Source organism: Victivallis vadensis (genome assembly GCF_003096415.1).
Lineage (GTDB): Bacteria > Verrucomicrobiota > Lentisphaeria > Victivallales > Victivallaceae > Victivallis > Victivallis vadensis.
The window spans coordinates 132,303-146,588 of the sequence record NZ_QEKH01000002.1; the positions used below are offsets into that span (position 1 = coordinate 132,303).

The window sequence follows — 14,286 nt, forward strand, 5'->3', positions numbered from 1 at the left end:
TTTGGCAATTGCGGTTTCGAGTCTATATTGTATTGCAATACCGACAAGATATCCTCACACAGGAGTTTGGAAATGAAAGACCTGAGAATCGGCATTATCGGCTGCTGCGGCCGCGGCACGCTGGCCGACAACGCCCACAAGCCCGGCGCAGGTTCGGTGATCGTTGCCGGAGCCGAACCGTATCCGGAGCAGCAGAAGATGTTCCTCGACCGCTATCAGGAGAAGTTCGGCGTCCGGCCTGCGTTGTACGCCGACTACCGCGAAATGATCGATAAGGAAAATCTCGACGGCGTGATCATCACCAGTCCCGATTTCGTACACATGGAACACGCGGTCTACGCGCTCGAACGCAAGGTGCCGGTCTATCTGGAAAAGCCGGTCGCGATCTCCATCCCCGACGCCGATCGCATTCTCGAAGCGGCCTACCGCAGCAAAACCAAGCTGGTGATCGGCCACAACATGCGCTACATGGCGTTCACCCGCAAGATGAAGGAGCTTATCGACTCCGGTGTGATCGGCGAGGTGAAAGCGGTCTGGTGCCGTCACTTCATCAGCTACGGCGGCGATGCGTACTACCGCGACTGGCACGCCGAGAAGCGGCTCTGCAACAGCCTGCTGCTGCAGAAGGGCGCGCACGACATCGACATCATCCATTGGCTGGCCGGGGCGCGCACGGTGCAGGTCAGCGGCATGGGCAACCTGTCGGTCTACGACAAGCTGCCGCGCCGTCCGAAAGGCGAGGAGCGGGTCAAAGACGGCATCGCCGCCCACTGGAAAAATTCGCACTGGCCGCCGCTGGAGCAGAAGGATATGTACCCGACGGTCGAGGTGGAAGACCTCAATATGATCAATATGCGCTTGGAAAACGGCGTGCTGGCCAGCTACGAGCAGTGCCACTACACTCCGGACGCCTGCCGCAACTACACCGTGATCGGCACGAAGGGACGGCTCGAAAATTACGGCGACTATTCCCCGAAGAGCGATATTCAGGTCTGGACCAGACGAGTTGACGCGTTCCGTCTGGAAGGCGACATCACCTGCCGCGTCGATGCGTCGGACGGCACCCACGGCGGCGCCGATCCGCTGATCATTCAAAGTTTCATCGACGCGCTCCGCGGCAGATATGACGTGTGGTCGACGCCGCAGGCGGCGCGTTACAGCATTGCGGCCGGTTGCTGCGGCGCGGATTCGATCCGCAACGGCGGCATGGTGGAAAACGTTCCGGCGCTGCCGGATTATCTGGAAAACTGGGATTTTGCCCGTGCGGAGGAGAAAAAGTAAAATGCGCGTACTCATCACCGGCGGCGCCGGCTTCATCGGCAGCCATATTGCAGAGTATTTTCAGGGGAAGGCGGAGGTCCGGATTCTGGACAGCCTGCGTTCCGGCTTCAAAAAGAACCTTGACGGCCTCGACGTCGAATTCATCGAGGGCGACATCCGCGACCGGATCACGGTTGCGAAGGCGATGGAGGACGTGGATTACGTGTTCCACCTCGCCGCGATGATCAGCGTGCCCGAATCGATGACCAAGATCATCGAGTGCATCGACATCAACAACACCGGCATGCTGATCGTGCTGGAGGAAGCGGCCAAAGCGGGCGTGAAGAAGCTCTGTTTCTCGACTTCGGCGGCGATCTACGGCGACAATCCGGTCGTGCCGAAGGTCGAAACGATGTTCCCGGAACCGAAAAGCCCCTACGCGATCACCAAGCTCGACGGTGAATATTACTGCAAGATGTTCAACGACACCGGCAAGCTGAAAACGGCATGCCTGCGCTACTTCAACGTGTTCGGGCCGCGTCAGGATCCGAAGAGCGCCTATGCGGCGGCGGTGCCGATCTTCACCGCGAAGGCGGTCGCGAACGAGCCGCTGACCATCTTCGGAGACGGCGAGCAGACCCGCGACTTCATCTACGTGAAGGACATCGTCGCGGCGAACGTTTTCATGGCGACCCATGATTTTTCGGGCGTCTACAACGTGGCCTACGGCGGGAAGATCACGATCAACGACCTGGCGAAGGAGATCATCCGCCTGACCGGTTCGAAGTCGGAAATCCAATACCTGCCGGAACGGATCGGCGATGTGAAGCATTCGATGGCGGCGGTGGACAAGCTCAAAGCCACCGGTTTCAAACCTTCCTGCAGCTTCGCGGAAGGCATGGCGGCCACGGTCGCCTACTTCCAGGGCCTGAAAAAATAATCCGGAATCACACGCTCCCGGTCCTGCGGCCGGGAACGTATCTTGCCTTTCCGCTAATTACACTCTGTCCTTTCACAGTTTCTAACGCTTTCCTGCAATACCCGCCTCCTCGGAGAAATACAAAAAAACAGTGGCCTGTCTTCGTGATCAGAAAACAGGCCGCCGATGGTTGCAGGTTCAATCAGCGGATCAGAAGCTCGCGGCTCTCCATCACTCCGGCGGTTTCGGCCGGGGTCTTGCCGATGTAGATCTGGCGCGGCCGGACGATCTTGGTTTCGCCGCCGATCATCTCCTTCCAGTGAGCCACCCAGCCGGGCAGGCGGGCCAGCGCGAACATCACCGTGAACATGTTCTCGGGAATGCCCAGCGCCCGGTACAGGATGCCGGTGTAGAAGTCCACGTTGGGATACAGATTCCGCTCGACGAAGTACGGATCGGTCAGTGCGGCTTCCTCCACTTCGCGCGCCACGTCAAGCAGCGGGTCCTTGTAGTGAATCCGTTCGAGATACGCGTCGCACTCCTTTTTGATGATCGCGGCGCGCGGGTCGTAGGTCTTGTAGACCCGGTGCCCGAAGCCCATCAGCCGGAACGGGTTGTTGCGGTCCTTCGCCAGGCGGATGAATTTCTTCACGTCGCCGTCGGCGTGGATCATCTGCAGCATTTCGATCACCGCCTGGTTGGCTCCGCCGTGCAGCGGCCCCGAGAGCGCGGAGATGCCCGCCGAAATCGTCGCGTACAGATTCACCTGCGCGCTGCCGATCGCCCGCACCGCGGTGGTCGAACAGTTCTGCTCGTGATCCGCATGCAGGATGAACAGGATATTCAGAATCCGCACCGCTTCCGGGTGGATCTGGTAGGGGCGCACCGGCGAATCGAACATCATGTTCAGGAAGTTCGCGCAGTACGACAGGTCGTGCCGGGGATAGACCACCGGTTCGCCGATCGACTTCTTGTACGCGAACGCCGCCATCGTACGCACGATCGAAATCAACCGCGCGGTGGAAACGTCGATGTCGTCCTCCATCGACTTCAGGTCCACGTTGGGATAGAAGGCCGCCAGGGCGTTGATCATCGTCGACAGAATGTGCATCGGATGCGCACCCCTCGGGAAATGGTCGAAGAAGTGGCGCATATCCTCGTGCAGCATCGAATTGAGGTTCAGCATCGTCGAGAAGTTGCGGCGCTGTTCCTCGCTGGGCAGCTCGCCGTGGACCAGCAGATAGGCGACTTCGACGAACATGGTCTTGCGGACCAGCTCCTCGATCGGAATCCCGCGGTAACGCAGAATGCCCCGTTCGCCGTCCACAAAGGTGATCTGGCTGTAGCAGGCGGCGGTATTCATGAAACTCGGGTCGAGCGTGACGTAGCCGGTCTGTCGGCGCAGTCCGGCGATATCGATCGCCTTTTCGCCTTCGGAACCCACAACCACCGGCAGTTTAATCGCCTTGCCCTCGACCTCAAGTGTCACATAACCGGGACTCTCGTTCATATCGGAATCCTCCTTCTGCAAAAATTACCGCTCCTGTTTCATTGGCGCGGACGCCGGAAATGCCGAAACACTCCGCCGCCGCTTTTCCTTCAGCTACATCCGCATAATATGGCACCGGAAGCACCGTTTTTCAAGCGGAAATTCCCGATAACACACGATTTTCACAGAATGAAAACGCCCCCGGAACCGGGGGCCGTTTCCGGGCGGAAATCAACGGAAGAGCTTGATCAGCATCGGAGCTTTCAGCGGGAGCCGTTCGAAAACGAGCCGGCCGCCGTCGCGCTTATACTCCACGTCGAAACTTTCGCCGGTCATCAGGTTGATGCCGACCGCCGGCTGCCGGCCGAAGGTTTCCAGCCCTTCGGCCGCGAAGCTCACCGCCCGGTTGTTGAACTCCCCGGAGTAAGGAAGCATCGACCAGAGCGCGATCAGCCGTTCATCCGGCGTTTCCGGATTGCGGAACGCATAGAGGCGCACGCCGTTCGCGGCTTCGAGCTTCGTCTTGTCCCAGTCGCGGATCAGTTCGGAGCGTTTCATGCTGCGGTGGAGCGGCGCATCGGTCACGGTCAGTTTCGCCTGCGGATCGGATTCGGCCCCGGCAAACAGCGAATTGATGCGCTGCACCGCGTAAAACGCCGGCTTGCGGCTGAAATCGCTGCGGAGCAGCCCGAAATTGGCCTCCTCCCCGGATTCCTGGCTGTCATAGTCGTCGATGAAGTCGTACTGACAGGTGACTTCGATCGGCAGCGCAAGGCTTTCGATGAAACGGCGGATCAGGTACTCCGCCTGCGCCTGCTCGGAAAAACCGGCGTACTGGCGGCCCTCGACCTTCCCGTTGAACCAGAAGCTCGTGAAACCGAACTCGGTGACCCAGAGCTGCCGGTCGCGCCCGGTCTTTTTAAAGTGCTCCTTGTAGGAGCGGACCAGTCCGGCGAAAGTGTGTTCCCGGTCGCCGATCCGGATGCCGTCGCGCTTCTCGAAGCCCCAGCCGAACGGAACCGTTTCGGGCGGCATCGAAAATGTGTAGGGATGTTCGACCACGCCGTCGAGGTTCGGAGTCACATCCAGCGTCAGGTAATGGAAGTTGGTCGGGGCGCAGGCGCCAAGCCCGATCGCGGTGGCTTCGGGATAGAGCCGCTTGAGATGGTCGGTGACCGCGTTGGTGTAGTTGAGATGCTCCCTGACCCAGCGGGAGATGGAGCCGTCCTTCGCCTCGTAGCCGTTCCAGCTGCCCGGATACTTCCTGCGCCACTCGCCGAAATTGTGCGGTTCATTGCCCACTTCATAGATTTTCACATAGTCGCGGGTGTCGCGGACCAGCACTTCGACTTTGTTCAGGTGCTGTTCGACGGTCTGGTTGGCGCGCAGCTCGAATTCGAGGATCATTTCAATCCCCCTTTCCTTCGCCTCCCGGAGCACATTTTTGCCGTGGTCGTCGACGGCGAGATAACGCCCGTCGCTGCCGGTTGCGTAACCGACGCCGTCCCGGATGTATTTGAAACCGCACGCTTCGATCTCGTCGAGAATACGCCGGTAATCATACCACCCTTTGAAGGCTCCGGCGGGCTTCGCGGCGTATTTGAAGTGCACGCAGGTTCCGAAGCGGGATTTCCCGATCTCCCGGCTGGAGCGGGGAGCTCCGAGGTTCACGGCTTCAGCCTGAAGCCCGGCCAGTTGAGAGGAGAAGGCGAACCGTTCACCGTCCCCTTCCAGTTCAAGCCGGAACCTGTAGCAATTACGCGGATTGATGCCGGCGATGAAATCCGGCCGGTACGCGAGAATTTGTTTGCCGTGCTTCGCATCAAGCTCATACCGCTGCACGGCGTCGCGTCCGGGACGGGGCATCGTGACGGTCAACAGCGCATTCCGTTTTCCCTGCGGTTCGGCGGTGATCACCAGCAGCGCGCCGCCGGGCTGTTCAATCCAGCGGCCGTCCACCGTCCAGCCGCAGCCGCTTTTCTGAAACGGTTCGGCCCTGAAGGTTTTCGGTGCGGCCTCGTCGTCGAGTTTCGCCGAAAAGCCGCTGACCAGCACATTCCCTGAGAGCGGCAGCGATCCGTGCCGGTCCACCATCAGAGACAAAGAGCGCAGCGGCAGTTTCGGCTGCGGCGCGGAGGGATTCCGGCCTCCCCACGCGGAATGCCATTTGCCGACGACCGGAATCTCATAGACGCTTTCCCCGCCGCCCCGGACCGTGCGGGCATGGCTCTGGAACCAGCGGCCGTCGGCATCCAGAAGCCGGCAGCGGATCGAGACATCCTGTTCCGGCTTCAGGGTGAAGGAATAGCTCCGCGCCGTCCCGACCGAGAGGCGTCCGGGGTGCAGCGTCACATAGTTACCGCCGCCGGTGAAATCATATCCCAGTTTCAACCCCTCGGGAGAATCGACAAGCGACACTTTCGCCCCCTTGAATTCAGCGCCGTTGCCGCAGCCCCATGCGGAAGCGTTGCGGCACGAATCAAGCCGCAGCGTCACTTCCGCCGACGCCGCCAGAGTCAGAAAACAGGCCGCCAAGGCGAGCCGCCGGAATAAAATCATAACAATCATCGGTCACTCCTTATGTTCAAAACAATTCAACGGCAGACAGGTTCTCTTTTCTTTGTTCAGCAGACCATGCTTCTCAGCGTGACGGAAGCCAGATTCGGTTCCAAGTCGGAATTTTCAATGAAAAGCAGGCGGTCGCCCGCCGCGTTGAGTTGCGGATGGGGATGCCGATACTGCACCGCCGAATCCGAATGGATCGTCTTGACGATCTCTTTCGTCCCCGCGCGGCTGTCGATGCGGATGATATCCATTTCACCCGGCGTCCGGCGCTTCGCGGCGCCCCACCACATCGTATCCATTGCAAATACCGTTCCGGAAGCATTGCACGAGCAGTGCCAGTAATCGTCGCAATCCAGTGCGGCATATCCGCTCCCGTCCGTCCGCATCGTCAGCAGCGCGCCCGGCAGCCTGCTGACCGGGTAACGCACTGCGCAGACGGTATCGCCGCCGGTCATCTCATGCCCGATGCACTCCAGCAAGGTCCCGTCGGGCGCGGTCTCGTGACGGTGCAGCACCTGCCGCTCGCCGGTCCGCCAGTTCAACCGGTTCAGCCGGTCGGAAATTCCCTCGGTCTTTCCCTCGTGGGCGAAAAGCAGCCACTCCGAATCGCCGATGAACTGAAAATGAGCTGCATGGAATCCGTGAAATTCACAGGCGCCGACTTCGGCAAAGGTCGCCGCGTCGAATACGGTGACGCCCACCCGCTCCTGTACGGCCGCCCCGAAGCGGCAGGAGCCGTAAACCAGATATTTCCCGTTCCGCGAAAGATTGCCGGACACCATGATCCGCTCCGGCTCGAAGCCCCCTCGGACTTCCACGGCTTCTCCGGTGTCGACCGATACCGTAAACAGCTTTCCCGGAAACGGCACGACCATCAGCCGCCGCTCCGGAATCAGCACCGACCACAGCAGCAGTTCACTCAGCAGCTCCCGCCTGATCCCCCGCCAGTTCACCAGTTCGAATTCGGCGGTCATGCACTCCCGCCGCGGCGACCAGGTGTGGAGCCACGCCCGGCTGAAATCCGGCAGCGCGGAGAAAAACACGAAATATTCCTCCTGCTTTCCCCACGGCGAAGAGGTGTAGTAGGGCAGAAACACCATGCGCCCGGCAATTTGGATACGCTGTTCAAGCCAGTTTGAAGAAACCATCTTCATCGAAATCTTCTCCATTGTCTTTTCTGAAATCAGTTGTCTTTGGCCGCGGTCCACTTGGTTCCGTCGATGGTCCAGCGGTTGTCGTTCTCGAATTTGTTGTAGAGAATCCCTTTGGAATAGAGGCCGTTGTAAAGGTGGTTGGGACTCCCGACCGCCGCGACATGCCCGTCAAGCCACACCACGTTGGCGCGGCCGTCATGGCGGGTGAACGCAAGCGGATTACTCGTGTCATGCCAGCTCAAAGCGTAATAATACCCGGTCTGCGCATACGTCCCGGTGGTGAGGTTCGGCGAAACCGCCGCCCCGATCAGGCCGATGGTGGTGGCCGGAGTGCGCACCCTTGATATCTTCTTGAATGGAAGATGCTGGTTGTTGTAGCCGTAACTGATGCGGCGGTTCTCAAAAAGCTGCTGCTTGGCTTCTCCCAGCATTCTGATCCGGTCGAGCGGGCACCAGTAGATTTCACTGCGTTTGTTGCCGTCCTCATTGGGGAGGCGGGTGATCAGGTCGGATATCGCATAATGCCAGTTGCCGTTGAGATCGCGCCCCCCGTCCGCCCGCCGGAAAGAGATGAAATTGTCGTTGTTCTCGTTCACGTAGAGCATCATGCCCGTGCCGAGCTGCTTGAGATTGCCGGTGCAGGTGATGAACTGCGCCCGGCTGCGCGCCTTGTTCAGCGCCGGCAGCAGCATCGATGCCAGGATCGCGATGATCGCTATCACCACGAGCAATTCAATAAGGGTGAATGAGATGACTCGACTTTCTTTCCGGCTGCCCTTGATCGCGGACGGCTTTGCGAATGCGTGTGCGTGTTTCATGATGGCTCCTTTCAGTTGGTGTTCAGGTCGCGGATGGATTTGCGTTCCACCAGTTTGGGTTCATCGCGCAGGTGGAAAAAAGGAATTTCACGCTTCAGAACCCGGTCCAGTCCGGCGAGGATTCCGGAAACGGTTCCGGCGTATCCGCTCATGGAGCCGATACAGGTCAACGGCGGATTCAGGTAACCGGCCTGCGTGACATTATCATGGGCGATCACGCTCACATCGTCCGGGATGCGGAGGCCGTGGTCGCTGAATACTTTGTAAACCTCAAGCGCGGCGGCGGCCGACTGCAGGAAAAGCGCGGTGAAGTCAAGCCCATGCTCCTTCAGGTGGCGGTCGATCGCCCGGTAACTGATGCCGTCGGTGTTGCCGCCCGGCGCCGGCGGGGAAGAGATCACGGCCACCTCCGCGCCGCTGTAACGGGCGAAGTCGAGGAAGCCGCGCAGCCGGGCGTCCGAAGTGTCCGCCTCCGGTTCGGTCAGCAGCAGCGCGAGCTTGCGGTGCCCCGCTGAAATCAGACGCGACGCGGCCAGAGCGCCGCCGGAATGGGCCTGCCCGCTGGCCATCGAGAGCCCGAGGTCGCCGATTTCACGCAGCAGCACCGCCGGGATGCGCCATGAAAAAATGATCTCCAGGTCATGCGGCAGCAGCGGCCCGGCGGGAGGCGTCACAATCACCGCGTCGTAGGATTCGACCCGGATATTGCGGAAAAACTGTTCATCATAATTCAGGTTGACGGTATCGACCTTGAAGCGGGCGCCGTCCGCCTGCCGGCGGAATTCACTCTCCAGCTCCCGGTAGTTCGGGCTGGGCCACGCCGGAAAGATCAGCAGATAACGCCGCACTTTCTCCGCCGAATTATCCCGGACATACCAGCCGGAGCCGGGACGGCGCACCAGCAGCCCGTCGGCAGCCAGTTCGTTGAGGACCTGTTCGACGGTACGCTGGCTGGTGGTGTATTCCTCCATCAGCTTGCGTACGGTATCGAGGCGGCTGCCGCCGGGAAGCTGCCTGCACCGTTCCCGAAGTTCCCGCGCCATCCGTTGCCTGGGGGGCAGATTCATCTGAAAGACTCCTGATATTCGATTATGCATTCATCTGTATTCATACATATATATTATGACGATTGTGCACGGTCATTCCAAAAAATGTGCACGGTTTTTCAGAAATAACCAGAAATACTATGCGCGGGGGGCCAATATTCTTTCGTCCTGATGCCCCGGCTTTCTACGGGATGAAGGTCCGCGGCCGGGCCCGCCTATCAACGTCTTCCGGAATCTTCGCTCAGGGAACTGACTGGCCCGGGCGACAGGCTCGAACCGCAGTCGCTGCGGCTCGATCAGGTCAGCCGCAGCGAACAGCGCGAAGCCGCCGGAGACCGGAAAAAATAACAAACGCGGTGTGCGGGACGGGAAAATACTCCCGGGCGCACACCGCGTCTGCCGTTTCCGGCAACGGTCAGCCGCCTTTCCATCATCGTGAAAGGCGTCTGCAGCAAGTTCAGAAAGTTTCGGCGATGTAGTCGACCGCGTTACGGAAGAAGGCGACGCCGTCACCCTCCTCGGCCACCTTGCCGGCGGCTTTGTCGGCGGTCCAAGTCGGCGAGTTGTACGGCGACAGGAACGCCTCCGGGTGCGGCATCAGGCCGAAGATGCGGCCGGTGGGATCGCAGACGCCCGCGATCGAATTCAGAGAGCCGTTGGGATTGGCCGGGAATTCGGTCGCCAACGTGCCGTCGTCATTCACATAGCGGACCGCCGCGAGGTGCTTCGCCTCGATTTCGGCCAGTACCGCCGGATCGGCGACGAACTTGCCTTCGCCGTGGCGCAGCGGCAGCCGGACGGTTTCCATATTGCGGGTGAACACGCACGGCGAAGCCGGATCGGCCTTCAGCGTGCACCAGTCATCACGGAAAACGCCGCTGTCGTTGTGGGCCAGCGCGACGGTCTGGCTGAAGTAGTCGCCGTTGAGCGCCGGAACCATGCCGAGGCGGGTCAGGGTCTGGAAACCGTTGCAGATGCCCATCACCAGTTTGCCGTCGGCGACGAACTTCTCAAGCTGGTCGTGAAGCCGGAACTTGACCCGGTTCGCGAAAACCGTGCCGCTGCCGAGATGGTCCCCGAAGCTGAAGCCGCCGATGAAGACCAGGAATTGATACTCCTCAAGTTTGTGCCTGCCCGCGATCAGGTCGTTCAGGTGGACCTGTTCGGGAGCGGCGCCGACCAGCTTGCAGGCGGCGGCGGTTTCACGCTCGCAGTTCAGGCCGAAGCCGGTGATGACCAGAACCTTGATATCCGATTTTTTCATGTCTTATCCGTTGCTGTTTGATTTCATACACAGTATCTGTTCGAAAATTCCCGGGGGACGGCCCGGCTCTACGTGTGGTAATCCGCGTTGATCTTCACATATTCGTAGGAGATGTCGCTGGTCCAGACCCAGTATTCGGCGTCGCCTTCGTTCTGGTCGACAAGCACGGTGAATTCACGCTGTTTCACGATGCCGCACAGGGCGGATTCGGGAGTTCCCGCATCGCCGCCCTGCCGGACCACCGGCATGCCGTCGTAATAGATGTCGGTTTTATCCGGATCGAAAGTCGCGCCGGAATAACCCAGCGCCGCGACCACACGGCCCCAGTTCGGGTCGCCCCCGAACCAGGCGGTCTTGCAGAGCAGCGAATTGGCGACCGCTTCCGCGCAGAGCTTCGCATTCTCTTTGGAACGGCTGTGGACGACCTTCACGGTCACGAATTTGGTCGCGCCTTCACCGTCCATCACCATGCGGCGGGCGAGGTCCTGCATCACCGTGAGCAGTGCTTCCTGAAAGAGCGCCGCCTCCGGAGTCCCCGCCTTGAGTTCTATGCCGGAAAGCCCGTTCGCCATTACGATGGTGGTGTCGTTGGTGCTCATGTCGCCGTCGACGGTAATCCGGTTGAAGGAATCCGCGACGTTCGCGCCGATCATGTCGCGCAGCAGCGCGTTGTCGGCTTTCACATCGGTGGTGATGTAGCAGAGCATGGTCGCATGCGGCACGGTCATGGCCGGATCGATCATGCCGGCGCCTTTGGTCATCGCGCCGATCGTGACGGTTTTACCGCCGATTTCAAGCTGCAGCGCGACCGATTTGGGCACGGTGTCGGTGGTCATGATCGCTTCGGCGGCGGTCGGGCCGCCTTTGTCGCTGAGGGCCGCCGCCGCGAGGTCGATGCCGCGCTCGATGGTGGCCATCGGCATCTGCACGCCGATCCGGCCGGTGCTGGAAACCGCGACTTCCTCCGGCTTGACGCCGAGCCGGACCGCGACCAGTTCGCAGGTGCGTTCGGCATTGGCGATGCCGGTCGCGCCGGTGCAGGCGTTGGCGTTGCCGCTGTTGATCGCGGCGGCGCGCAGGTATTCCGACTCCAGCACCCGTTTGCGGCAGACCTGAACCGGAGCCGCCGCGAAGGTGCAGCTGGTGAAGGCCCCGGCGAAATTGGCCGGCACGTCGGAGGCGATCATCGCGAAATCCGGTGCGCCGCTGCGTTTGAAACCGGCGGTGACTCCGGCGGCCCTGAAGCCGGGCACGGAGGTGACGGACCCGCCGTCGATCCAGTTGAACTTGCTCATTCGATCGCTCCTCCATAGGTAGCTTTGACGTTGATGGCGATGCCGCCGCGGGGCCGGAACCGGCCGATCACCTCGGCTTTGCGCGGCGCGCAGGTTTTGACCACCGCGTCGAGGATCGTGTTGACCGACTCCTCGTGAAAAGTGTTGGTGTTGCGGAAAGAATACAAATACAGCTTGAGCGACTTGCTCTCGATGCAGAGTTTGTCCGGCACATAGCGCAGGATGATATGGCCGAAGTCGGGCTGGCCGGTGACCGGGCAGAGCGAAGTGTATTCGGGGCAGTCGAATTCGATGATGTAGTCGCGGTCGGCATAGACGTTCCGGAACGCTTCCAGCCGGGCTTCCTCCGGCCTGGTCGGATAGTTGCGTTCCGACGCCGACAGCAGCGTCAGGCCGTCGAAACGCTCTTTTGAACTTTTGTCCATATGGGTTTACCTGTGAAATTGGTGATGAAACGATACTTTGCCCTATAACATAGCACCGGTTCGGAGGGATTTCGACAGGAAAGCGAAAAAATGAAGAACTTTTTGCGCACTTCGCGCGGAAACTGCTTACCGGAGGCGGCCGTACGCATGGGGATTTTGCGGTGAAAATGGAATTTTCCGGGCCGTCTGCGGGGCGGAAAATCCGGAATCCGCCTTTTTTTAAAGAATTGTGCTTTTTGACTCTTGCATTTTCCGGGCAGTAAAATTATATTGCAGCGTGTAATTGATTTTTTCGGTAATTGAAAAGCGTTCGTTTGACGTGAAATTTATCATGAAGGGTTGACCAAAGATGAGATTCGGTAAGAGTGTGTTGGCTGGCGCTGTTCTGGCGGTGATGATGATCGGCGGGTCGGTTTGCCAGGCGGCGCCCGGAGATCCGTGGATCATGAAACCGGTGGAGAAGCTCGGCCGGGGCATCGCCAATGTGGCGTTCGGTCCGCTCGAACTCCTGATGAAGGGGTGGGATGTGACCCAGGAGCAGGGCGGCATCGCCGGAGTCACTTACGGTCCGCTGAAGGGGGTCTGCTATGTGATCGCCCGTGAAGTGGTCGGCGTGGTCGATATCGTGACGTTCCCGTTCCCGTTGCCGGACTGCCCGGATGATCCGGCCGGATTCGGCGCCGGATACGGCCCGATCATGCGTCCGGCCTACGTGGTCGACATCAAGCACAATGCGTTCAACTTCGTGTACGACGAGAATTCGATCGTTTCGCAGAGCTACTGAGTTCCGCGGAACCGGAATCGTGTTTCAAATGTGTCCGCACCGGATTGTTACCGGTGCGGACGTTTTGATTGCTGATCATAACTATTTTGACTGAGTGAGACTATGAGCTTTTCCTGTGGTTTTGTCGGTTTGCCGAATGTGGGCAAATCCACGTTGTTCAACGCGTTGTGCAAAGGCGGCGCGGAAGCCGCGAACTTCCCCTTCTGTACGATTGAGCCGAATACCGGCATTGTGCCGGTGCCGGACGAGCGGCTGCAAGTGTTGTCCGATCTGGAACACTCCGGGCGGATCGTGCCCTCCACGCTGAAGTTCATCGACATCGCCGGTCTGGTCAAGGGGGCGAGCCAGGGGCAGGGATTGGGCAACCAGTTCCTCGGCCATATCCGCAGCGTGGATGCGATTGCGCACGTGGTGCGTCTGTTCGACGATCCCGATGTGGTGCATGTCGACGCGGAGCCGGACCCGGTCAACGACCTTGAGGTGATCATGACCGAGCTGATGCTGGCCGATCTGGACGTGCTGGAAAAACGGCGCGACCGCGCCCACAAGCTGGCCCGTTCCAACGACGCCGACGCGAAGCTCGAATTGGAATTGGTCAAGGAGATGGCCGCACAGCTCGGCGAAGGGAAGATTCCGACTTACGACAAGGATAATCCGAAGGTCGCAGCTCTGGTCAAATCGTTCGAACTGCTGACGCTGATGCCCGCTTTCGTCTGCGCGAATACCGACGAGGAGACTTTCAAGAATTTCGATGCGAATCCCAAGGCGAAGCATCTGGCGGAGTATGCTGCGCAGCACGGCCTTGAGGTGGTTCCGGTCTGCGCGAAGCTGGAGGATGAACTCGGCCAGCTCGAACCCGAGGATGCCGCGATGTTCATGGAGGAGATCGGGATCCGGGAGACCGGGCTGAACCGGGTGATCAAGACCGGTTACCGGCTGCTCGATTATATCACGTTCTTCACTGCCGGCCCGATGGAGTCGCGGGCCTGGACGGTTACGCGCGGCACTCCGGCGCCGCAGGCTGCCGGGAAGATCCATACCGATCTCTGCCGCGGCTTCATCCGGATGGAGACGGTTTCCTATGAGGACCTGGTCGCCGCGGGCGGCTGGACGAAGGCGCAGGCGGCCGGAAAACTGCGGATCGAGGGAAAAGATTACCTGATTCAGGACGGCGATGTGATTCATGTTCGTTTCTCGGTTTGAAAAACCGGAAAGATACGCTATATTAATCGGACCCGTGAAGTGGAGGGTGCGAGGATCGTATTGT

12 protein-coding genes are annotated in these 14,286 nt (G+C 60.0%); 4 read left to right on the plus strand and 8 right to left on the minus strand.

What is annotated here, in order from left to right; genetic code table 11:
- The first annotated feature begins 72 nt into the window (after positions 1 to 72).
- Together C8D82_RS01820 and C8D82_RS01825 are read left to right on the plus strand one after the other, a co-directional pair.
- Positions 73 to 1,281 carry a Gfo/Idh/MocA family protein gene (locus C8D82_RS01820; protein WP_165832770.1) on the plus strand — a complete coding sequence of 403 codons (1,209 nt, stop codon included), beginning with the start codon at positions 73 to 75 and terminating at the stop codon, positions 1,279 to 1,281.
- A gap of 1 nt (position 1,282) precedes the next feature.
- Positions 1,283 to 2,200, plus strand: coding sequence for an NAD-dependent epimerase/dehydratase family protein (locus C8D82_RS01825; RefSeq protein ID WP_116882560.1), 918 nt, complete (start codon positions 1,283 to 1,285; stop codon positions 2,198 to 2,200).
- Between the two features lie 181 nt (positions 2,201 to 2,381).
- On the opposite strand, the gene C8D82_RS01830 is transcribed toward C8D82_RS01825, so the two are convergent.
- The 8 genes from C8D82_RS01830 to queF form a co-directional block, all read right to left on the minus strand.
- On the minus strand, positions 2,382 to 3,689 hold the full coding sequence (locus C8D82_RS01830; RefSeq protein WP_116882661.1) for a citrate synthase: 1,308 nt from the start codon (positions 3,687 to 3,689) through the stop codon (positions 2,382 to 2,384).
- A gap of 210 nt (positions 3,690 to 3,899) precedes the next feature.
- Positions 3,900 to 6,236 (minus strand): hypothetical protein, encoded by a 2,337-nt coding sequence (locus tag C8D82_RS01835; protein ID WP_116882561.1) that lies wholly within the window; start codon positions 6,234 to 6,236, stop codon positions 3,900 to 3,902.
- A 56-nt stretch (positions 6,237 to 6,292) separates the two neighbouring features.
- A complete protein-coding gene (locus tag C8D82_RS01840; protein ID WP_133245015.1) occupies positions 6,293 to 7,387 on the minus strand; it encodes a hypothetical protein in 1,095 nt (364 codons plus the stop codon).
- 29 nt (positions 7,388 to 7,416) lie between these two features.
- Positions 7,417 to 8,205: a prepilin-type N-terminal cleavage/methylation domain-containing protein gene (locus C8D82_RS22035; protein WP_116882563.1), complete on the minus strand. Its 789-nt coding sequence runs from the start codon at positions 8,203 to 8,205 to the stop codon at positions 7,417 to 7,419.
- Between the two features lie 11 nt (positions 8,206 to 8,216).
- Positions 8,217 to 9,272: a GntR family transcriptional regulator gene (locus C8D82_RS01850; protein WP_165832771.1), complete on the minus strand. Its 1,056-nt coding sequence runs from the start codon at positions 9,270 to 9,272 to the stop codon at positions 8,217 to 8,219.
- Positions 9,273 to 9,708: 436 nt separating this feature from the next.
- On the minus strand, positions 9,709 to 10,515 hold the full coding sequence (locus C8D82_RS01855; protein WP_116882565.1) for a phosphoribosylformylglycinamidine synthase subunit PurQ: 807 nt from the start codon (positions 10,513 to 10,515) through the stop codon (positions 9,709 to 9,711).
- A gap of 68 nt (positions 10,516 to 10,583) precedes the next feature.
- A complete protein-coding gene (gene argJ, locus C8D82_RS01860; RefSeq protein ID WP_116882566.1) occupies positions 10,584 to 11,810 on the minus strand; it encodes a bifunctional glutamate N-acetyltransferase/amino-acid acetyltransferase ArgJ in 1,227 nt (408 codons plus the stop codon).
- Positions 11,807 to 12,235 (minus strand): preQ(1) synthase, encoded by a 429-nt coding sequence (gene queF / locus C8D82_RS01865; RefSeq protein ID WP_116882567.1) that lies wholly within the window; start codon positions 12,233 to 12,235, stop codon positions 11,807 to 11,809. Before queF ends, argJ begins: the two co-directional genes overlap by 4 nt.
- Before the next feature lie 349 nt (positions 12,236 to 12,584).
- On the opposite strand from queF, the gene C8D82_RS01870 reads away from it, so the two are divergent.
- Positions 12,585 to 13,019, plus strand: a complete 435-nt coding sequence (locus C8D82_RS01870; RefSeq protein ID WP_116882568.1) for an exosortase system-associated protein, TIGR04073 family — start codon at positions 12,585 to 12,587, stop codon at positions 13,017 to 13,019.
- Between the two features lie 102 nt (positions 13,020 to 13,121).
- Positions 13,122 to 14,222, plus strand: a complete 1,101-nt coding sequence (ychF, locus tag C8D82_RS01875; RefSeq protein WP_116882569.1) for a redox-regulated ATPase YchF — start codon at positions 13,122 to 13,124, stop codon at positions 14,220 to 14,222.
- Positions 14,223 to 14,286 lie beyond the last annotated feature (64 nt).

Excerpts from the sequence above, each read along its gene's own strand:
- C8D82_RS01820 (WP_165832770.1), top strand. The coding sequence starts at position 73 with ATGAAAGACCTGAGAATCGGCATTATCGGCTGCTGCGGCCGCGGCACG.
- C8D82_RS01825 (WP_116882560.1), top strand. The coding sequence starts at position 1,283 with ATGCGCGTACTCATCACCGGCGGCGCCGGCTTCATCGGCAGCCATATT.
- C8D82_RS01830 (WP_116882661.1), bottom strand. The coding sequence starts at position 3,689 with ATGAACGAGAGTCCCGGTTATGTGACACTTGAGGTCGAGGGCAAGGCG.
- C8D82_RS01835 (WP_116882561.1), bottom strand. The coding sequence starts at position 6,236 with ATGATTGTTATGATTTTATTCCGGCGGCTCGCCTTGGCGGCCTGTTTT.
- C8D82_RS01840 (WP_133245015.1), bottom strand. The coding sequence starts at position 7,387 with ATGAAGATGGTTTCTTCAAACTGGCTTGAACAGCGTATCCAAATTGCC.
- C8D82_RS22035 (WP_116882563.1), bottom strand. The coding sequence starts at position 8,205 with ATGAAACACGCACACGCATTCGCAAAGCCGTCCGCGATCAAGGGCAGC.
- C8D82_RS01850 (WP_165832771.1), bottom strand. The coding sequence starts at position 9,272 with ATGAATCTGCCCCCCAGGCAACGGATGGCGCGGGAACTTCGGGAACGG.
- C8D82_RS01855 (WP_116882565.1), bottom strand. The coding sequence starts at position 10,515 with ATGAAAAAATCGGATATCAAGGTTCTGGTCATCACCGGCTTCGGCCTG.
- argJ (WP_116882566.1), bottom strand. The coding sequence starts at position 11,810 with ATGAGCAAGTTCAACTGGATCGACGGCGGGTCCGTCACCTCCGTGCCC.
- queF (WP_116882567.1), bottom strand. The coding sequence starts at position 12,235 with ATGGACAAAAGTTCAAAAGAGCGTTTCGACGGCCTGACGCTGCTGTCG.
- C8D82_RS01870 (WP_116882568.1), top strand. The coding sequence starts at position 12,585 with ATGAGATTCGGTAAGAGTGTGTTGGCTGGCGCTGTTCTGGCGGTGATG.
- ychF (WP_116882569.1), top strand. The coding sequence starts at position 13,122 with ATGAGCTTTTCCTGTGGTTTTGTCGGTTTGCCGAATGTGGGCAAATCC.